Source organism: Tabrizicola fusiformis (genome assembly GCF_013328815.1).
Taxonomy (GTDB): Bacteria; Pseudomonadota; Alphaproteobacteria; order Rhodobacterales; family Rhodobacteraceae; genus Fuscibacter.
Genome location: NZ_JABUHN010000006.1, coordinates 1 through 18,770 on the forward strand (window position 1 = coordinate 1; position 18,770 = coordinate 18,770).

Sequence of the window (18,770 nt, forward strand, 5' to 3'; positions counted from 1 at the left end):
TACGACCGCTGCCCGATCCTCTTCCTCTCCGCCTGCGCCCTCGCCGCGACTGTCATCTATTGGTTGTGAGTCCTGACCCTAAGGTAACGGGTCAAGCTCGTCGCAGGCACCGTCAATCTGCTATATGGAGAAAAGAATAAAAAGGGGCCTTGCGGGCCCCTTTCCTGTTTCGCGCAACTCCTCGTCGCCTCCGGCGCTCGTCGTCAGCTCCGACGAGAAGCCGAAGGCGTCCGAGGAGGGGTTATTCCTGCACCGTGACCTTGGCCATCACGTCGGGGTCGGTCACCTCGCCGTTGCGGCCTTCGCCGCGCTTGATGGCATCGACCACCTCCATGCCCGAGATCACCCGGCCGAAGACGGTATAAGCGCCGTTCAGGTTCGGCGAGGGGGCGAACATGATGAAGAACTGGCTGTTGGCCGAGTTCGGATCGTTCGAGCGCGCCATGCCGACCACGCCCCGCTCAAACGACAGGTCCGAAGCTTCGAGCGGGATATCGGCCATGTCCGAGCCGCCCATCCCGGCCATCGACAGATCGCCGCCCGCCTTGCCGAACTGCACATCGCCGGTTTGCGCCATGAAACCGTCGATCACCCGGTGAAAGACCACGCCGTCATAGGCGCCGGATTTCGCCAGCGCCACGATCTGCGCCACATGTTTCGGCGCGACATCGGGCAAGAGATCAATCACGATCTGGCCCGAGGTCTGACCGGAGACCTCGATCACAAGGTTCGGACCCGGCCCGTCGGCCACCTCTTGCGCAAGGGCGGGGCTGGCGCAAAGCGCCAGCGCGATCAGGGCCTTACGCCACATCGGCGGCAACCCGGACGGTGATCATGCGGTCGGGATTGGCCGGCGGCTCGCCCCGGGTGATCTTGTCCACATGTTCCATGCCGGAAATCACCCGGCCATAAACGGTATATTGCCCGTTCAGGAAGTGGTTGTCGCCGAAGTTGATGAAGAACTGGCTGTTGGCCGAATGCGGGTTGGACGAACGTGCAGCCCCCAGCGTGCCCCGGTCATGCGGCAGTTTGGAGAATTCTGCCGGCAGGTCGGGCAGGTCCGAGCCGCCGGTGCCCGCGCGGCGCAGGTTGAAGTCTTTTTCCATGTTGCCATTGGCCACATCGCCGGTCTGGGCCATGAAACCCTCGATCACGCGGTGGAAGGCGACATTGTCATAGGCTTTCGCCCGGGCCAGCACCTTCATCCGTTCGGCATGTTTCGGCGCCACGGCAGAGAGCAGTTCGATCACCACTTCGCCGTCTTTCAGGGTCAGGATGATGGTGTTTTCGGGGTCTTTGATTTCGGCCATCTCGGCGGGTCTCCCTTTGGACTGGGGCGGAACCTAATGTCGCGGGGGCGGAAGGGGAAGGGCTGACGGTTGACGAAAGCGCGCGATGGGCGGAAAGAGGATGCAAAGATGGAGGTCTTCATGGGCTGGAACACGCTGGACGACGTGGCGCTTGCGGGAAAGGTCGTGCTGACCCGCGTTGACATCAATGTGCCGATGGAGGGGGGCGTCGTCACCGACACCACCCGGATCGACAAGATCGGCCCGACGGTGGGCGATATCATCGCCCGCGGCGGCAAGGTGGTGCTGCTGGCGCATTTCGACCGGCCCAAGGGCAAGGTGGTGCCCGAGATGAGCCTTGGCCATCTGAAGGCAGCACTTGAGGCGTCGCTGGGCCGCAAGGTGGTGTTCGGTTCGGATTGCATCGGCGCCCCGGCGCGTGAGGCGATTGCGGCGGCGGCGCAGGGCGATGTGGTCCTGCTGGAAAACACCCGCTTTCAGCCCGGCGAGGAAAAGAACGATCCGGCGCTGGCGGCGGAACTGGCGGCCTTGGGCGATGTCTTTGTCAATGATGCCTTTTCGGCGGCGCACCGCGCCCACGCCTCGACCGAAGGGATCGCGCGGCTGTTGCCATCGGCGGCGGGGCGGCTGATGGAGGCCGAGCTGCGGGCGCTTGAGGCGGCGCTGGGGTCGCCGCAGCGGCCGGTGGTGGCCGTTGTGGGCGGGGCCAAGGTTTCAACCAAGCTGGAGCTTTTGGGCAATCTGGTGGGCAAGGTCGATCATCTGGTGATCGGCGGCGGCATGGCCAACACCTTCCTTGTGGCGCAGGGCATCGAGGTGGGTAAGTCGCTGGCCGAGCGCGACATGGCGCCGACCGCGCTGGAAATTCTGGCCAAGGCCAAGGCCGCGGGCTGCACCATCCATCTGCCGGTGGATGTGGTCGTCGCGCGTGAATTCAAGGCCAGCGCCGCGAATGAAACCGTGGCGGCGGATGCCTGCCCGGCGGATGCGATGATTCTGGATGCCGGGCCTGCGACGGTGCGGGCGGTGACAGCGGTGTTTGAAGCCTCGAAGACGCTGATCTGGAACGGCCCGCTGGGTGCCTTTGAAATCGCCCCCTTCAATGCCGCGACCAATGCCGCGGCGCGCGCCGCGGCGGCGCTGACCCGGGCGGGCAAGCTGATCTCGGTTGCGGGTGGCGGCGATACGGTGGCGGCACTCAATCAGGCCGGCGCGGCGGGGGATTTCACCTTCATCTCCACCGCGGGCGGGGCGTTCCTTGAGTGGATGGAGGGCAAGGAATTGCCCGGTGTTGCGGCCCTTATGGCCTAGGTTGCGGGTTTGCCGGGCGGCGGACCGGGGGTTTCACACCCCCGCGCCGATTGGTTCTCGAACCAATGGCGGACCAATCGGCACCCGTGGTATATTTGGGCCAAGATCAAAGCTGTCGGGTGAAAAGCGCTGTCATCCACGACTGTTAGCGCCAACAGGTTTGCAACTGCGGCGCGGGGATTCTAGAGCCTGAGGCAAAGCCCTTTCACCCCGCGAGGAGATATCATGCGCGCGACCCGGATCGTTCAGAAAATCCTGTCCAACTATGAGGGCGAGACCCCCGGCGTGAAGGGCAAGCTGTGCCAGATGCTGATGCAGGGCAAGCTGGGCGGCACCGGCAAGATGATCATCCTGCCGGTCGATCAGGGGTTCGAACATGGTCCGGCGCGGTCTTTCGCGCCGAATGCGGCGGGCTATGACCCGCATTATCACTACCAACTGGCGATTGACGCCGGTCTGTCGGCCTATGCCGCACCGCTTGGCCCGCTGGAGGCGGGGGCCGATACCTTTGCCGGGCAGATCCCGACCATCCTGAAGGTGAACTCGGCCAATTCGCTGATGTCGGATACGGCAGGCAAGAATCAGGCGGTGACGGCTTCGGTCGATGATGCGCTGCGGCTGGGCTGTGCTGCCATCGGCTTTACCATCTATCCGGGTTCGGACATGGCGCTGGACATGTTCGAAGAGATCGTCGAGATGCGCAAGGAGGCCGCAGCCAAGGGCGTGGCCACCGTGATCTGGTCCTATCCGCGCGGCGAGGCGATCACCAAGGACGGCGAGACGGCGATCGACGTTGCGGCCTATGCGGCGCATATCGCGGCCCTGCTGGGTGCGCATATCATCAAGATCAAGCTTTCGACCGATCACCTGATGTTGGGTGAGGCGAAGAAGGTCTATGAGAAGGAAAAGATCGACATCGCCACCCAGGCGGCGCGGGTGAAGCATTGTGTCGATGCCTCTTTCGCCGGGCGGCGTCTGATCGTCTTCTCGGGCGGGGCGGCCAAGGGGGCGGATGCGGTGTTCGACGATGCCCGCGCCATCCGCGACGGCGGCGGCAACGGCTCGATCATCGGGCGCAACTCGTTCCAGCGGAGCCGCGAGGATGCGCTGGAAATGCTGGGCAAGCTGGTGGACATCTACAAGGGCAAAGCCTGATGCGTTTCGCCCCTGCCCTTGCGCTGATGCTCTGGGCGGGGGCCGCCCTTGCCGATGAAGTTGTGGTGATGCCGGAACAGCCACCGCCCGGCTATCCGCCGCTTTTGGGCGCAGCCAAGGGCACGCTGGGCGACAAGCCGGTGATGTGGGAGTTTTTCGACTTCTCGATCGGGGCGTTTGATGCCTCGGCTTGGGTGGACAGCGACTGGACCAGCAAGGTCGTGAGTTTTCACCTGATGGGCTACACTCCGGGCGAACCGGAGGACATGCGGTTCCGGCTGCATGTGACCGGCGATTTCGGCACGGTGTTCCATACCGGCGTGGCAGAGGCGCCTCTGGTCGAGGTTCTGAAAGGGGCCGACATCGACGGGCCGCGCCTGACATCAGAGGGTCAGCGGGCCGAGGTGGTGATAGACAGCATCGGACCGAAAGAGCCCGACAGCTATCTGCGCCATGTCACGGGGCGGGTGTCGGCGCGGGTCTGCCCGAAGGGCTGGCTCTTCAAGTCCTGCAAGGATATCGCGCTGCGGTTTGACACCGAGGTGCAAATGGGCAGCGAAGTTCCGGTCGCGCCGTAAGCACCGCCCGCAAAGGCTTGAAGGCGCGTGGCAATCGCCGCGCGCTTTTTTCATGCGGGGGATTCCCAAAGCCCGGCGGATATGGCAATGTTGGCCGACGAACCGCCCCCGGTGATGAGGGGCGGACGCCAGAGGCCCGAGATGAACCACCTGCAAACACGCCCCGCGCTTGGCGGCATTCTTTATATGGTGCTGGCCTTCACGCTGGGCTGCTATTTCACCTTTGCCGCGGTGCAGGGCGATTACGGCGTGTTCCGCCGGGTGCAGATCCATGCCGAGATCGAGACGCTGCAGGAAGAAAAGGCGGCCCTTGCGCAGGAACTGGCGCAACTGACCAACCTGACCAAGCGGCTGTCGGACGATTATCTTGACCTTGACCTCTTGGACGAGCGGGCGCGGCTGGTGCTGGGCTATATGCGCGCCGAGGAACTGGTCGTCAACTGAACCCCGATTTTCGACCGGGTATCACGCTGCACCGCAGCGTGATCTTTTCATTTGGCGTTGTTTTACCGATGTTGTATGGATGGTTTAACGTTGAACCATTCCAGGTCGGGAGGACGCACCGTGGCCGCGAAAAAGGCGCCAGAGAAATCCAACGTCTCCAAGGACGAATTGCTGAAATACTACCGCGAAATGCTGCTGATCCGGCGATTCGAGGAGAAGGCCGGCCAGCTTTACGGCATGGGTCTGATCGGGGGGTTCTGCCACCTGTATATCGGGCAAGAGGCGGTCGTGGTGGGTCTTGAGGCCAGCACCAAGGACGGCGACAAGCGTATCACCAGCTACCGCGACCATGGCCATATGCTGGCCTGCGGCATGGATGCCAAGGGGGTGATGGCGGAACTGACCGGGCGCGAAGGGGGCTACTCCAAGGGCAAGGGCGGCTCGATGCACATGTTCTCGAAAGAGAAGCATTTCTACGGCGGGCATGGCATTGTCGGCGCGCAGGTTCCCTTGGGCGCGGGTCTGGCGATGTCGGACTGGTATAAGGGCAATGACAACGTGACCTTCGCCTATTTCGGCGATGGCGCGGCCAACCAGGGCCAGGTCTATGAGACCTACAACATGGCCGAGCTTTGGGGCCTGCCGGTGGTTTTCGTGATTGAAAACAACCAATATGCCATGGGCACCTCGATGAAGCGATCCACCAAATCGGCGACGCTGTTCGGGCGCGGTCTGGCTTACGGCATCCCGGGCGAACAGGTGGACGGCATGGATGTGCTGGCGGTCAAGGCCGCGGGCGAAAAGGCCGTGGCGCATTGCCGGGCGGGCAATGGTCCCTACATTCTGGAAATGATGACCTACCGCTACCGCGGCCACTCGATGTCGGACCCGGCGAAATACCGGACCCGCGAAGAGGTGGAAAAGATGAAATCCGAAAAGGACGCCATCGAACATGTCCGCGATCTTTTGACCCAAGGCGGCCTTGCCTCGGAAGAGGAACTGAAGGCGATCGACAAGGAAATCAAAGAGATCGTCAACGACAGCGCCGAATTCGCCAAAGCCAGTCCCGAGCCGTCGCTGGACGAGCTTTGGACCGACATCTACGCCTGAGGGAGGAAGACCATGGCAACCGAAGTATTGATGCCGGCCCTCTCGCCGACGATGGAAGAGGGCACGCTGGCCAAATGGCTGGTGAAAGAGGGTGACACGGTGAAGTCCGGCCAGATTCTGGCCGAGATCGAGACCGACAAGGCGACGATGGAGTTCGAAGCCGTCGATGAGGGCATCGTCGGCAAGATCCTGATCGCCGAAGGCACGGCGGGCGTGAAGGTGAACACACCCATCGCGGTGCTGGTGGAAGAGGGCGAAGCGGTCGGCGCGGCCCCTGCCCCGGCTGCGGCACCTGCCGCTGCGGCGCCTGTGGCGGCTCCGGTTGCGGCAGCGCCGGTTGCGGCAGCGCCGGTCGCAGTCGTCTCCAAGGCCAGCGCCGACTGGGCGCCAGGCACGCCGATGAAGACGATGACCGTGCGCGAGGCGCTGCGCGAGGCGATGGCCGAAGAGATGCGCGCCAATCCCAACGTCCTTCTGATGGGCGAAGAGGTGGGCGAATATCAGGGCGCCTACAAGATTTCCCAAGGTCTGCTGGACGAATTCGGGCCGAAGCGGGTGATCGACACGCCGATCACCGAAGCGGGCTTTACCGGCATCGCGGTGGGCGCGGCCTGGGGCGGGCTGAACCCGATTGTCGAGTTCATGACCTTCAACTTCGCCATGCAGTCGATTGACCACATCATCAACTCGGCGGCGAAGACCAATTACATGTCGGGCGGCCAGTTGGGCTGCCCCATCGTCTTCCGCGGCGCCAATGGTGCGGCGGCGCGGGTGGGCGCGCAGCACTCTCAGGATTATGCGGCATGGTATGCCGCCATTCCCGGCCTGCGGGTGGTGATGCCCTATTCGGCATCGGATGCGAAGGGCCTCTTGAAACAGGCAATCCGCGATCCGAACCCGGTGGTCTTCCTTGAGAATGAAATCCTCTACGGGCAGTCCTTCGAAGTGCCCGATCTGCCCGATTTCACCATTCCCTTCGGCAAGGCCCGCATCTGGCGTGAAGGCAGCGACGCGACCATCGTGTCCTTCGGCATCGGCATGAGATATGCGCTGGAAGCGGCTGATCTGCTTGCCAAAGATGGCATTTCCGCCGAGGTGATCGACCTGCGCACCCTGCGGCCGATCGACTATGACACGGTGCTGGCTTCGGTGCAGAAGACCAACCGTTGCGTGACGGTGGAAGAGGGCTTCCCGGTGGGGTCGATCGGTGACCATCTGGCCTCGACGATCATGCAGCGCGCCTTCGACTATCTCGACGCGCCGGTGGTGACCTGCACGGGGAAAGACGTGCCGATGCCCTATGCGGCGAACCTTGAAAAGCACGCGCTGGTGACGACCGCCGAAGTGGTCGCTGCCGTCAAATCCGTCTGCTACCGCTGAGGAGGGAAAAATGGCTGTTGAAATCCTGATGCCGGCCCTCTCTCCGACGATGGAGGAAGGGACGCTGGCGAAATGGCTGGTCAAAGAGGGGGATGTGGTCAAATCGGGCCAGATCCTCGCCGAGATCGAGACTGACAAGGCGACGATGGAGTTCGAGGCGGTCGATGAAGGCACCGTCGGGAAAATCCTGATCGCCGAGGGCACGGCGGGCGTGAAGGTGAACACGCCCATCGCGGTGCTGCTGGAAGACGGCGAAAGCCTGTCGGACGCGCCGAAAGCGGCGGCGCCTGTGGCGGAGAGTCGGGGTGAACCCCGACCTACGGCGGTGGCGACGCCGGTGGTTTCGGCGCCGGTTGCCGCCCCTGTGGCTGCGGGGGCACGGGTGTTCGCCTCGCCTCTGGCGCGGCGGATCGCCACGGAAAAGGGTCTGGACCTGAGCAAGATCGCAGGCTCGGGTCCGCATGGCCGCATCGTGCGCGCCGATGTCGAAGGCGCGGTTGCCGCACCCAAGGCAGCACCCGCTGCGGCGGCTCCGGCGGCAACCCCTGCCCCGGCTGCGGCCAAAGCGGCGGCGCCTGCGGGCATGACGGCGGAAACCGTGATGAAGATCTACGCCGACCGCGCCTATACCGAGGTGCCGCTGGACGGGATGCGCCGCACCATCGCGGCCCGCCTGACCGAAGCCAAGCAGACCATCCCGCATTTCTACCTGCGCCGCGAGGTGCGGCTGGATGCGCTGATGGCCTTCCGTGAGCAGTTGAACAAGGGGCTGGAAAGCCGCGGCGTGAAACTGTCGGTCAATGACTTCATCATCAAAGCCTGCGCCTTGGCGTTGCAGGCGGTGCCGGATGCCAATGCCGTCTGGGCGGGCGACCGGATTCTGAAGCTGAAGCCCTCGGATGTGGCGGTGGCGGTGGCGATCGAGGGCGGGCTTTTCACCCCCGTCCTGCGCGATGCCGACAAGAAGACGTTGTCGGTGCTGTCGGCCGAGATGAAGGATCTGGCGACACGGGCGAAGACCAAGAAGCTGGCCCCGCATGAATATCAGGGCGGCAGCTTTGCCATCTCGAACCTTGGTATGATGGGGATCGAGAATTTCGACGCCGTGATCAACCCGCCGCATGGCGCCATTCTGGCGGTGGGCGCGGGCATCAAGAAGCCGGTGGTGCTGAAGGATGGCAGCCTTGGTGTGGCGACAGTGATGTCGATGACGCTGTCGGTGGATCACCGGGTGATCGACGGCGCCTTGGGGGCCGAATTCCTCAAGGTCGTGGTCGAGGCGCTGGAAAACCCGATTTCCATGCTGGCCTGAGCCGCAGGTTGCAAAGGAAAAGGCCCGGAGGGAAACCTCCGGGCCTTTTTCTTTACGGTAGCCGGGGGCGCTGCCCCCGGACCCCCGGGATATTTTATGAGAGAGGATGGACCGGGCGCGAGCCCGGGGCCGCGCTTGCGCTCAGGCTTCGCGCAGAATCTGGTCCATGTTCACGGCAGGTTGCGGGCACCCGGCCTCGCCCACCACCCGCGCCGGAACCCCGGCCACGGTCGAGCAGGGCGGCACGTCCTGCAACACCACCGAACCGGCGGCGATGCGGCTGCATTTGCCCACGGTGATGTTGCCCAGCACCTTGGCTCCGGCGCCGATCAGCACGCCATCGCCGATTTTCGGGTGACGGTCGCCATCCTCTTTGCCGGTGCCGCCCAACGTCACCGAATGCAGCATCGAGACATTGTCACCCACCACCGCGGTTTCACCGATCACAATGGAATGGGCATGGTCGATCATGATGCCCTTGCCGATCCGCGCGGCGGGGTGGATATCGACGCCGAACACTTCGGACACGCGCATCTGCACGAACCAGGCCATTTCGCGCCGCCCGTTTTGCCAGAGCCAGTGGCCCACCCGATAGGCCTGCACCGCCTGATAGCCCTTGAAGAACAGCATCGGCTGCAGATAGCTCTGGCAGGCCGGGTCGCGGTCGAACACCGCCATCACGTCGGACCGCGCCGACTGGCCCAGTTCGGGGTCGCTGGAATAGGCTTCATCGGCGATTTCGCGCAGGATCTGCTCGCTCATCTCGCCGCTCGCCAGTTTCAGCGAAAAGCGATAGGCGAGCGCGCGTTCCATCGTCGGATGGTGCAAGAGGCTGTTATGCGCCAGCCCGCCCAGAAGCGGTTCGGCCCGCACCATTTCAAAGGCTTCGTCACAGACGCGCGACCAGACCGGATCGACGGGCGACAGACGGGCTTTGAGTTCGGCCATGGCAGTTCCTCCGCAAGATATGCCCAATCTAGCACGCGTCCGGCGGCCCGACCAGAGTGCGCGAGCCCCGCCTTTCGTCGCGGAACTGCATGAGGCTGGTGGCGACGGCGGCCAAGGCTGCAAGGTCAAGCGGACCCTTGGGCAGAGGGCACTCCGCCCGCACCCGCGCCATCAGGCTGCCATCGCCCCAAAGGGGATGCGGCCGGCCAAAGCGGCGGGCATAGCGGTGGGCGGCATGGGCCTCGGTGAAAAGCCGGGCAAGATGGCGGGTGCGCTCGGCCCCCGCCATCCCCGCCACATGATCGGCCGCCACCAGAAGATCACCGATCAGACAGCGCCGCATCGCCGGTCAGACCGCCAAATCCAGCGTGGCGAAAGGCCCCGGGCCGAAGCGCTGCGAGAGCTGGGCAACCTCAACCTGCGCCGTGCCGGGCAGCGGAGCATCGGCGGCCTGCATGGCAGGGGTCCATGTCCAGCCGGGGCTGGTGACCGTCACCTCGCGCAAGACGGTGCCACCCTGACGGACCCGCAGCAGATAGGCTTCGCTCTCTTCGCCCAAGGGCACGTCCAGCGATTGCCAATTGTCACCGTCGATCCGGCTGCGGCGGGTCCAGCCCAGCGTGACATCGCTGCCAAAATCACCACTGCGGCGCAGATGAGCCACCCGATAGGGCCGCAACCCGATGCCGTCAAACGCCTCGGCCCGGGCGACAACAGCGGGGGCATCATAGCCACGCGCCGCAGCACCGATCCGGTAATTGCGTGTCAGACCCCGCGCCGCCAGCGGCAGGTCGATCTGCCCCAGTGCCGCGTCCAGCAGCACGACAGAACTGCCCGCGGGCCAGACCGCCGGCATCACCCCGTCGCTGCCCGCCTGTCCGCGCAGACGCAGCGAAACCTCCCATGTTGCGGGGCCGACCAGCACGGCCTGCGCGAACTGGAAGACTTCCCAATTGGCGGCGCTGCCATCACCGATGGCGGCGAGATTGGCGCCTGCCAGCACCGCCGCCTCGCTGGCCGAAGACAGCGCCCCCCGCTCGATCCGCAATCGCAGGGCCGGGCCACGGTCCCACAGGCCCGCGGGCGCGGCGGCAAGATCGGTTTCCGTCACCCCAACCACCATCGGCGCCTCAAAGCTGCGGTTCAGCGCGAAACCATCGCCCGTGGCCGAAGACCAGACCGCCACGGTTCCGGGCCAAGGGCTTGCCGTGACGCCGACATGCGGCGCGTGCGGCACCTCCGCCCCCGAAAGCAGCGGCAGGTCCAGAAACAGCGGAAAGACGGGCCCCTGCGCCACATAGGGCGACCAGAGGCGCCCGCTCGCCACCGCCGTTCCGGGCCGATAGCTTCCTGCGGCCACCCGCACCGCCTCGACCAACCGCAGATCGCCTTGCTCGATCCGGTCGATCCGATAGCTTTCGCCGTCAAACCGCACGATATCCCCCGCGCCCAGTGCTGCAAGCGAGGGCGGCAGGGCAAAGCGTGCGGTGTCGCGTCCGATCCGCGCCTCGGCAATCCAGCGTTCGGCGATATCCACCGCCTCGGCCCGGGTCAGGGCCAGTGCCAGTTCGCTGTCGCTGATCCGTTCGGCCCCGCTGACAGCCTGTTCGGCATCGGCCACACGCACCGCAAAATCGCCCTCGGCCTCGACATAGGTGATCCGCACCCGGTCCACCTGTTCGGCCTCCGAAGCGCGGCTGCGTTCAAGCGCCGCCTCAAGGTCCGGCGACCGCGCGAAGCGGGCCGGATCGAGCGGCTGGGCGTGGCCGCCATCGCGCCGTGAAAAGCGTAAGGTTCCCTCCCGCTCGGCCACCTCGACCGAATGCGCCAGCAGGAGCGGCTGCAACGCCGCCCGCGCCGTTCCCGCATCGGTCAGGATGTAACCCCGCACCACACCTTCGGCGCCGCTCAGGTCGGTTTGGGCCACCCCCGCCGCACCGCAAATCTCACCCGCCACCGCAGCCAGCGCCTGCCCCGCCGCCCGCCCGTTCAGCCAATGCCCGGCCTCGTAATTCACCGTATCGTCCCACAGGGCGCCATCGGCCGGAAAGGCCGGAAACGGCCGCGCGTCCCAGGCCCAGGCCAGCGAGCGGCCATAATCCACCATCGGCCCGCCATAGACCGGCGAAAGCGGGTTGGTGACCGGATCGGTCCAATGCCGCTGCATCGCCTGAAAATAGGCCAGTTGCATCAGGTCGTCGCGCCGCCCGCTGGAATAGCGCGGCAAACCGGATTCCGAAGATTTGGGGTCGAGAAACCGGTTCGGCTCATTCGCGCCCTTGTCCACGGCGGCGCAGCCGAACTCGGTAAAACGGAAGGGCTTGGAATAGGGCACCCAGGCGGTGGGGCTTGCCGCGCGCAGACCGCCCGGGCGGTCATGGTGCGGGCTGGACCACCAGCCGACCAGATCCTTGATGCGAAAGACCCAATCTTCGGATTCCGCCGCATCGGCAATCGGCAGACGGCGCTGGGCCGCCACGCCATTCGGGTCGTCATAATACCATTCGAACCCCTCGCCGCCCGCAATATTGGCGCGCAGATAGTCGGGATTGTGGATGCTGCCCCATGCCGCATCGGCATGGGTCTCGCCCTCGCGCCAATCGGCCAAAGGCATGTAATTGTCGATGCCGACGAAGTCGATGTTGCTGTCGGCCCAAAGCGGATCAAGGTGGAACAGCACTTCGGCGCCGTTGCGCAGACCGGAATATTCGCTCCAGTCCGCCGCATAGCTGATCTTCACCGCAGGCCCGAGGATCGCACGCACATCCGCCGCAAGCTGCCGCAGCGCCGCCACAGCCGGAAAGCTGCCACCCGCGCCGCGGATCGCCGTCAGCCCCCGCATCTCCGAGCCGATGCAGAAGGCATCCACACCACCGGCCAGCGCGCAAAGCCTGGCATAATGCAGGATGAACCGGCGATAGCGCCATTCGGCCGGGCCGGAATAGGTCACCTGCCCGCCGGAAACGCCGAAATGCGCCGGGCTGGCGGTGCCGAAAAAGGCCGCCACCTCGGCCGCCGCAGCCGCCGTGCCATCCGGGCTGCCCGGACGCCCGGCCGCGATGCTGCTGGTGATCCGCCCGCGCCAAGGCAGCACCGGCTGATCCGCCGCATCCGACCACGGATCGGCCCGCCCGTTGTCCGCGAGCTGATCCATCAGGATGAAGGGATAAAAGGTAATCTCCTTGCCCGCTGCTTTCAGCGCCGCAATCGCCTCCAGCACCGCCGCATCGGCGGGCGTGCCACCATAAACCGAACGCCCCGCCGCTTTCGGCACCTCCGGCGCTGCCGCCCGCGCCACGCCATTCACCTGCCAGGGCATTCCTTCGCCGTCATTCACCCGCTGCTCGACCTTGGGCGCAATGGTGCAACTGCCGCAGCGCAGATCATCGCCGAACCAGCTCACCACCAGCGAGGCCGCGCGGCTTTCCGGCAATTCCTCGCACAACTGCCGCAGCGAGGCGGCAAAGTCGGTCTCCTCGCTGGCATTGTGGACATTGGCCGAACGGGTGATCCCCGGGCCAAGCGCATAATGCACCGGCGTTGTCGCCAGCGCATATTCCCCGGTGCCCGGGATCAGACAGACACCCGGAACCGTGCGCCCCAGATCGGGCCAGCGATCGGCGGCAGGCCCGCGCGCCGGGCGGACCACCTCAAAGGAAAACTGCGGCACCCGGTTGCCGAACCGGCCCAGATCGAGATTCTCGATCACCACATAGGCAATGCCGCGATAGGCCGGGGCCATGTCGGCGCCCTCGACCGCCTCAATCTTGGCATCCGGCATCTGGTCTTCGCTGCCGGGGTAAAGCCGCATTTCCAGACTGGCCGGCGCAATCTCATTGCCATCGGCCCAGACGCGGCCGACCCGCGTCACCACCCCCTCGCAAAGCGCAATGGCCAGGCTGACCCGATAGCTGAAGGTTTCACTGCGCGGCCCGCCCATACCCTTGCCGCCGCCCTGCCGTGTCACGCTTTCCTCGAACCGCGAGGCCCAGATCACCTGCCCGCCCAGCCGCACCCGGCCCCAGACACGCGGCACCGCCCCCCCTTCCGAGGCGCCCATCAGGCGAAAGCGGTCAACCCGGCCAACCTCCACCGGGTCAGACCCCGCGCCCATCACCCGCTGGTCAATCACCCGGCCCAGCGTGGCGCCCACCGCCCGCCCGATCACCGCGCCCGACAGGCCCAGAACCGTGCCGCCCATTCCGGCACCCAAGGCGGCCCCCGCCGCCGAAAGCAGTATCGTCGCCATCACTCAGGCCCTTTCAGGAAAACGGAACCGCGCCGCAATGCGGCGGCGCCACGGCGCTGACAGCGCGGTTTCCACCACGGCATGGCCGGAATAGGCATGGATGAACCGGGGGGCATCGCCGGTATCGCTCGCAATGCCCAGATGCTTGGCCACCGCCCCGGCCCGCATCCGAAACAGCAAGACGTCGCCTGCAGCAGGATCACCGGCGGGCAACAGCCAAAGCCGCGCCGCCGCCAGCAGATCCTCACGCCCCTCGGCCTCAGACCAGTCGGCGGTATAGGCCGGAATGGGCGCCGGTTCGGTGCCCAGAACCTCACGCCAGACGCCACGCAACAGCCCAAGGCAATCGGTGCCGCCCCCCCGGCATGACGCCTGATGCAGATAGGGCGTGCCCAACCAACCCCGTGCGGCGGCGACAATCTCGGCCCCCGCTATCATCCGTGGCGGCTCCCGCCATCATTGACCTTGCCCGCTACGGGATAAGAGGTCAGCCAATCCTCGCCCGGAATATGCGGAAAGCCACGGAAGTTCACGAAATTGGCAAATTTGCTGCGGCAGGTGGCGGCGGCCCGGTCGCAGCCCGCCATCAGCCGCACGCGCTGCCCGGCCACCGGCGCCACCCCCGGCGCCTGCCACAGCTCGATCAGCCGCCCACCCGCCGCGACCCGGTCAAGGCGGATCGTCGCCACCAGCCCCGCCCCCGGCCCGTCCAGAAGCTCAAGCCGCCCCCGCTCGAACCAGCCTGCCGCCAGCGCCTGCACCCCCTCGACCCGCAAAACGCCCTCGGACGAGACTCCGGCCAGTGTCACCTCTTCGGTATATCCCGGCTGGTTCAGCAGGAACCCGCAGCGCGCATCGCCCAGCACTGCCGAACAGCCGGTCTGGAACACCCGGCCCTGCGGCTGGTTCAACGCATCGGCCAACCCGCGCAACTCGACCCGGAAACTGCCCGCAGCGCGCGTCACCTCGCCGAAATGGCCGCAAAACAGCATCATCCGCTGCACCGGATCGGCCCAGTTCACCTGCCAGCAGCGCACCTCGGCGCCGTCAAACCGGCCCGCCGCCAGATCGGTCTCGGACAGCGCCACGTCGCTCAAGGCGCCGACCGCTTCGGAATTGTCAACGGCAAGCCCGGTCGTTTGCTGAAACGCCCGCGCCGTCATGCCCGAGGCGGCCCGAAACACCATGCCGTCAAAGCTCAGGTCCAGATCGTGGTCGGTAAAACCATAGCTCTCACCATCCCGCCGCACCACGGCCCAGCACCGGCAAACCGAGGTGGCCGCGCTGCCCAGATGCGCCAGCAGCCCCGCGCGATCCGCGCTCACAGCCGCACCTCCACCACCGGGATCGACGGGATTTCCCCCGCCTTGAACGAGGCCATCGAAATCACGATCCGGTCGGTATCAAACCGCACCGGCACGTCAAACTCGAACCCCGCCGTGATGACCGCGCCGATGTCCGGCGCCGCAGTGAACGTCACCAGCCCGGTGGCCGGATCGACGCTGAATTCCTGCCCTTCAACCTTGGGGTCATCGGCAATCGCCACCAGAACGGTGCCCGCCACGGGCTTGGCAATCGGGCGCAGATAGCTGTCGTCGCCGGAACGATACCGTTTGGACAACTGAAACACCCGCGTCACCCCATCCCCCACCCCGATCCGCTGATCGAAAGCTTCGATCGCCTGCGACGGGCGGCACGACCGCCAGTCCGCCCAATCCTTCCAGCGGAAGGCGTGCAACTGCCCGCGCCGCGCCTCGAAGAACGCCAGCACCTGCTCAAGGTCATCCGGGCGGCGCAGGCCCAGACCGGCATCATAGCGCCGCCGGGAATGCTCCCAGGGCGTGTTGCGCTCTTCAAAGCCATTGGCGAGCGTGACAATCTCGGTCCGCCGCTCGGGCCCGCCGGCTGCCCCAAAACTCAGGCTGGCGGGAAAGCGGATATCGTGAAAGGCCATCTTGTCGCTCCCTCAGCGGTTTCTCTGGCCGCGCGCCAGCATCCGCTGCGCCTGCGCGGCAATCTGGCTCTGGCTGCGCTGAAAGCCCTGCACATCGGGGGTATGAATGTTCATCACCACCGTCACCGGCCGCGCGCCACTGCTGGCCTGCACGCCCAGACGACCATCAGCCCCGCGCGCCAGCGGCATGATCGCCTCCGGCCCCGCCTCGCCCATCAGACCCGTCGCACCCCGCATCGGAAAGGCCATGGGGGCCGACACCACGCCCCCCTTGGCAAAGGGCATCACCCGCCCCTGCGAAAAGGCGCCGCCCTTGGCAAAGGGCATCAGCCCGCCCAACAGCCCGGCCAACCCCTGCGCCACCGCCCCGCCCACCGCATTCTGCACCGGGCGCATCGCCACGTTGTAAACCGTGTCGATCATCGTCTGCGCCACCCGCTTCAGCGCGTCCGACAGTTTCATCCCGTCAAACACCAGCCCGTCGAACGCCCGCCGCAGCCCGCCACCGATGCCGCTCGACAGCGCGTTCACCTCGCGCCCGGTGAAGACCAGACTGTCGCGCATCCGGGCCAATTCGCCCTCGAACGCCCCGACCACCGCCGAAGTGCCGCCCAGTGTCGCCTCAAGGGCCGCGATCTGGTCCTGAATCTCTTCGATCTCCGCCATCCGCCCGATCCTTCCTGATGTCCGGGTAGGCCGCCGCCAGCTCTTCCAGCCGCGCCCGCGTCAGGGGCGGCGCTGCCGCCTCCGCCCCCAGCATGATCCGCAATTCCACCGGCGTCAGACGCCAGAACGCCTCGGGCGCAAGGCCAAGCTGGCAAAGCCCCGCCCGCATCAGCCCCGGCCAGTCGATCCGCCCGCTCATCCCTCGCCCGGCAAGGCAAAGGCCCGCGCCAAGAGTTCCGCCGCCACCCGCGCCGCCTCAACCGGGCCACCGCGGATTTCCGCCGTGCGCAGATCCTCGGCGCCGCCTTTCCAGCCGCCGCCGCGCAACCCCGCCACGATCAGTGCCAGCACGTCGCGGGTGGAAAACCGCCGCCCCTCGAACCGTTCCACCAGTTCGATCAGCGATCCCGCCTCCAGCGCCGCCTCCAGTTCCGCCAGCGCCCCCAGCGTCAGCCGCGCCACATGGCGCTGGCCATCCAGCCACAGCGCCACCTCCCCGGCATAAGGGTTCGCCATCAGAGCGCCACGAAGGTCAGCGCACCCGCCGAGGCCAGCGTCATCTCATAGCTCGCCTCGCCGTTATGGCTGCCGGAATATTCGATGGCGGTGATCTGGAACGGCCCTTCGACCACGCCGAAATCGGGCACCACCACCTGAAAATCCGGCATCTCAGCGTCAAAGAAAATCTGCCGCGCCCGTTCATCCGTCGCCGCATCGCGGAACACGCCCGAGCCGGAAATCGAGGCCGATTTCACCCCGGCGCCGCCCAGCAACTCGCGCCAGCCGCCCGCACTTTCCAGACTGGTGACATCCACCGTCTCGGCATTGAAACTCAGCCGCGTGGCCCGCAACCCCGCGATGGTTTCAAACTGCCCGTCGCCGATCATGTCCACCTTGATCAGCAGATCCTTGCCGTTCTGCACAGCCATGGCCGTCTCCTCTCTGTTCAGAAATCAATCCTTGCGCGGAAGGTCAGGTCGATCCGCCGCGCGGCACCTTCCCCCAGCCGCCGCGCCGTGGCCCGCTGGAACTCCAGCGACACCAGCACCCCCGAGGTCAGCGCCAGCGGCGCGTCGTCCAGCGCCAGAAACACCGTGCCCGCCACCTCCTTGGCCGCCAGAAACCCCGCCTGCGTGCTGATCACGCTGATGTCAAAGCGATGCTCGGCCCCGTTTCCGGTCTTGTCGGAACGGTCCAGAACCACCTCCGGCCCCAGCAGCACAAAGGTTGCTGGCCGGTTGCCCGCAGGCAGCGCATCGACCACCTGCACCCCCGCCAGTGCGGGCCAGCCCGTCAGCCGCTGATAGACCGCCGCCTGCAGGGCCGCCGCCGCGTGATAGCTCATGGCTGCGCCTCCTCGCGGCTGTGGCAGACCAGATGCCGCCCCTCGGAGTCGGTCTCGGCCACCGCCAGAATGGTGAAAATCCGGTCCCCCTCGCGGAACCGCTGCTCGGGGCGGGGCCTGCGGGGCGAACCTTCCGGCGCCCCCCGCACGAAGATGCGGGTCAGCGTGGTCGCAACCAGCACCTCTTCCCCCGCCGCTTCCCGCCCCGCCCCCGGCCTGACCTCGGCCCAAAGCGTTCCCAGTGCGACCCAGGTCACACCGAAACCGCCCGCGCCATCGGCCACTTCCTGCGGGTCTTCCAGCACCAGCGCCCGCGTCAGGCGATAACCGCTCATGCCGCACCCCCGCCCAGCACCCGCACTGTGCGCCAGCATTCGATCAGCACCTGCACCGCCTTGGGCAAGCCCACCGCCTGCCCGCCGTCATGCCGGTTCTCGTAATACTGCGCCGCCAAGAGCAGCACCGCCTGCGCCAGATCGGCCGGAACCGCCGACCAGACCGCGCCGAATCCGGCGGTGAACACCACCTCGGCCCGCCCATCGGTCGGCACCACCGGCAGCAGCACGCCCACCGCCGCCAGCTTGGGCCGTGCCAGATCGGCCACCAGCCGCCAGCGGTCCGCCGCAACCACCGTCGCCGCATTGGCCGCATCAAAAACCGTCACCGAAGCAATCGCCGAAACCGGCGCCACCGGCAGCGGCTGTTCATTGCCCTGCCGCCAGTCCTCCAGCGTCAGCCTGTACGACCGTGCAATCAGCGCCTTGCCGATACGCCCCTCAATCGCCGCCATCGCGGCCCGCAGATAGCTCTCGATCAGCCCATCCTGAAGGGCATCATCGGTGAACCCCGAGCCCAGCCGCAAATGGTCCTTCAACGCCTGCACCGGCAGGGCCGCACCGGGCACCGAAGTCAGTTCCGTCAGCATCATGTCCTGATCCTTTTCCAATCGCCCCATCATGGACGCGCGCCCCGCGCCGCTCGGACGGAGGGGAGCAGCTAGACGGCGCG

General features: G+C 66.2%; 22 protein-coding genes. 7 read left to right on the forward strand and 15 right to left on the reverse strand.

From position 1 onward, the window contains the following. Positions 1 to 241: 241 nt before the first annotated feature. Both HS053_RS10550 and HS053_RS10555 read right to left on the reverse strand, forming a co-directional pair. Positions 242 to 811, reverse strand: a complete 570-nt coding sequence (locus HS053_RS10550) for a peptidylprolyl isomerase (protein WP_174211211.1) — start codon at positions 809 to 811, stop codon at positions 242 to 244. Continuing rightward, positions 801 to 1,310 carry a peptidylprolyl isomerase gene (locus tag HS053_RS10555; RefSeq protein WP_174211212.1) on the reverse strand — a complete coding sequence of 170 codons (510 nt, stop codon included), beginning with the start codon at positions 1,308 to 1,310 and terminating at the stop codon, positions 801 to 803. Before HS053_RS10555 ends, HS053_RS10550 begins: the two co-directional genes overlap by 11 nt. Before the next feature lie 120 nt (positions 1,311 to 1,430). Between HS053_RS10555 and HS053_RS10560 the strand changes: the two genes are divergently transcribed. From HS053_RS10560 to HS053_RS10590, 7 genes are all read left to right on the forward strand, one after another. Further along, the gene (locus HS053_RS10560; protein WP_174211478.1) at positions 1,431 to 2,621 is read left to right on the forward strand and encodes a phosphoglycerate kinase; all 1,191 of its coding nucleotides are present in this window, start codon (positions 1,431 to 1,433) and stop codon (positions 2,619 to 2,621) included. A 225-nt stretch (positions 2,622 to 2,846) separates the two neighbouring features. Next, positions 2,847 to 3,776: a class I fructose-bisphosphate aldolase gene (locus HS053_RS10565; RefSeq protein ID WP_174211213.1), complete on the forward strand. Its 930-nt coding sequence runs from the start codon at positions 2,847 to 2,849 to the stop codon at positions 3,774 to 3,776. Then, entirely contained in the window at positions 3,776 to 4,354 is a 579-nt protein-coding gene (locus HS053_RS10570; protein ID WP_174211214.1) for a hypothetical protein, read from the forward strand. The genes HS053_RS10565 and HS053_RS10570 overlap by 1 nt, the downstream gene beginning before the upstream one ends. A 141-nt stretch (positions 4,355 to 4,495) precedes the next feature. Further along, positions 4,496 to 4,798, forward strand: a complete 303-nt coding sequence (locus tag HS053_RS10575) for an FtsB family cell division protein (protein ID WP_174211215.1) — start codon at positions 4,496 to 4,498, stop codon at positions 4,796 to 4,798. A gap of 120 nt (positions 4,799 to 4,918) precedes the next feature. Beyond that, on the forward strand, positions 4,919 to 5,908 hold the full coding sequence (gene pdhA / locus HS053_RS10580) for a pyruvate dehydrogenase (acetyl-transferring) E1 component subunit alpha (RefSeq protein ID WP_174211216.1): 990 nt from the start codon (positions 4,919 to 4,921) through the stop codon (positions 5,906 to 5,908). Positions 5,909 to 5,920: 12 nt separating this feature from the next. Next, complete coding sequence (locus HS053_RS10585; RefSeq protein ID WP_174211217.1) at positions 5,921 to 7,288, forward strand: pyruvate dehydrogenase complex E1 component subunit beta; 1,368 nt, start codon at positions 5,921 to 5,923, stop codon at positions 7,286 to 7,288. Positions 7,289 to 7,298: 10 nt separating this feature from the next. Continuing rightward, positions 7,299 to 8,600: a pyruvate dehydrogenase complex dihydrolipoamide acetyltransferase gene (locus HS053_RS10590; protein WP_174211218.1), complete on the forward strand. Its 1,302-nt coding sequence runs from the start codon at positions 7,299 to 7,301 to the stop codon at positions 8,598 to 8,600. A gap of 141 nt (positions 8,601 to 8,741) precedes the next feature. Here the strand turns inward: HS053_RS10590 and cysE are convergent, their stop codons facing one another. Genes cysE through HS053_RS10655 form a run of 13 tightly spaced genes read right to left on the reverse strand, consistent with a single transcriptional unit; the run spans position 8,742 to position 18,690 of the window. Beyond that, positions 8,742 to 9,548 (reverse strand): serine O-acetyltransferase, encoded by an 807-nt coding sequence (gene cysE, locus HS053_RS10595; RefSeq protein WP_174211219.1) that lies wholly within the window; start codon positions 9,546 to 9,548, stop codon positions 8,742 to 8,744. A gap of 28 nt (positions 9,549 to 9,576) precedes the next feature. Continuing rightward, positions 9,577 to 9,891, reverse strand: a complete 315-nt coding sequence (locus tag HS053_RS10600) for a DUF7742 family protein (protein ID WP_174211220.1) — start codon at positions 9,889 to 9,891, stop codon at positions 9,577 to 9,579. Positions 9,892 to 9,897: 6 nt separating this feature from the next. Next, positions 9,898 to 13,797 (reverse strand): baseplate multidomain protein megatron, encoded by a 3,900-nt coding sequence (locus HS053_RS10605; RefSeq protein WP_174211221.1) that lies wholly within the window; start codon positions 13,795 to 13,797, stop codon positions 9,898 to 9,900. Positions 13,798 to 13,800: 3 nt separating this feature from the next. Next, on the reverse strand, positions 13,801 to 14,235 hold the full coding sequence (locus tag HS053_RS10610; RefSeq protein ID WP_174211222.1) for an NlpC/P60 family protein: 435 nt from the start codon (positions 14,233 to 14,235) through the stop codon (positions 13,801 to 13,803). Then, positions 14,232 to 15,122, reverse strand: a complete 891-nt coding sequence (locus HS053_RS10615; protein WP_174211223.1) for a baseplate hub domain-containing protein — start codon at positions 15,120 to 15,122, stop codon at positions 14,232 to 14,234. Before HS053_RS10615 ends, HS053_RS10610 begins: the two co-directional genes overlap by 4 nt. Beyond that, positions 15,119 to 15,751, reverse strand: coding sequence for a DUF2460 domain-containing protein (locus tag HS053_RS10620; protein WP_174211224.1), 633 nt, complete (start codon positions 15,749 to 15,751; stop codon positions 15,119 to 15,121). Before HS053_RS10620 ends, HS053_RS10615 begins: the two co-directional genes overlap by 4 nt. Before the next feature lie 12 nt (positions 15,752 to 15,763). Next, positions 15,764 to 16,417, reverse strand: coding sequence for a phage tail tape measure protein (locus tag HS053_RS10625; protein ID WP_174211225.1), 654 nt, complete (start codon positions 16,415 to 16,417; stop codon positions 15,764 to 15,766). Beyond that, positions 16,374 to 16,616, reverse strand: coding sequence for a rcc01693 family protein (locus HS053_RS10630; RefSeq protein ID WP_174211226.1), 243 nt, complete (start codon positions 16,614 to 16,616; stop codon positions 16,374 to 16,376). Before HS053_RS10630 ends, HS053_RS10625 begins: the two co-directional genes overlap by 44 nt. Beyond that, on the reverse strand, positions 16,613 to 16,933 hold the full coding sequence (locus HS053_RS10635; protein ID WP_174211227.1) for a gene transfer agent family protein: 321 nt from the start codon (positions 16,931 to 16,933) through the stop codon (positions 16,613 to 16,615). The genes HS053_RS10630 and HS053_RS10635 overlap by 4 nt, the downstream gene beginning before the upstream one ends. Continuing rightward, complete coding sequence (locus tag HS053_RS10640) at positions 16,933 to 17,346, reverse strand: phage major tail protein, TP901-1 family (protein WP_174211228.1); 414 nt, start codon at positions 17,344 to 17,346, stop codon at positions 16,933 to 16,935. The genes HS053_RS10635 and HS053_RS10640 overlap by 1 nt, the downstream gene beginning before the upstream one ends. A gap of 17 nt (positions 17,347 to 17,363) precedes the next feature. Beyond that, on the reverse strand, positions 17,364 to 17,762 hold the full coding sequence (locus HS053_RS10645; RefSeq protein WP_174211229.1) for a DUF3168 domain-containing protein: 399 nt from the start codon (positions 17,760 to 17,762) through the stop codon (positions 17,364 to 17,366). Beyond that, the gene (locus HS053_RS10650; protein ID WP_174211230.1) at positions 17,759 to 18,097 is read right to left on the reverse strand and encodes a head-tail adaptor protein; all 339 of its coding nucleotides are present in this window, start codon (positions 18,095 to 18,097) and stop codon (positions 17,759 to 17,761) included. Before HS053_RS10650 ends, HS053_RS10645 begins: the two co-directional genes overlap by 4 nt. Then, a complete protein-coding gene (locus HS053_RS10655; RefSeq protein ID WP_174211479.1) occupies positions 18,094 to 18,690 on the reverse strand; it encodes a head-tail connector protein in 597 nt (198 codons plus the stop codon). Before HS053_RS10655 ends, HS053_RS10650 begins: the two co-directional genes overlap by 4 nt. Positions 18,691 to 18,770: the final 80 nt, after the last annotated feature.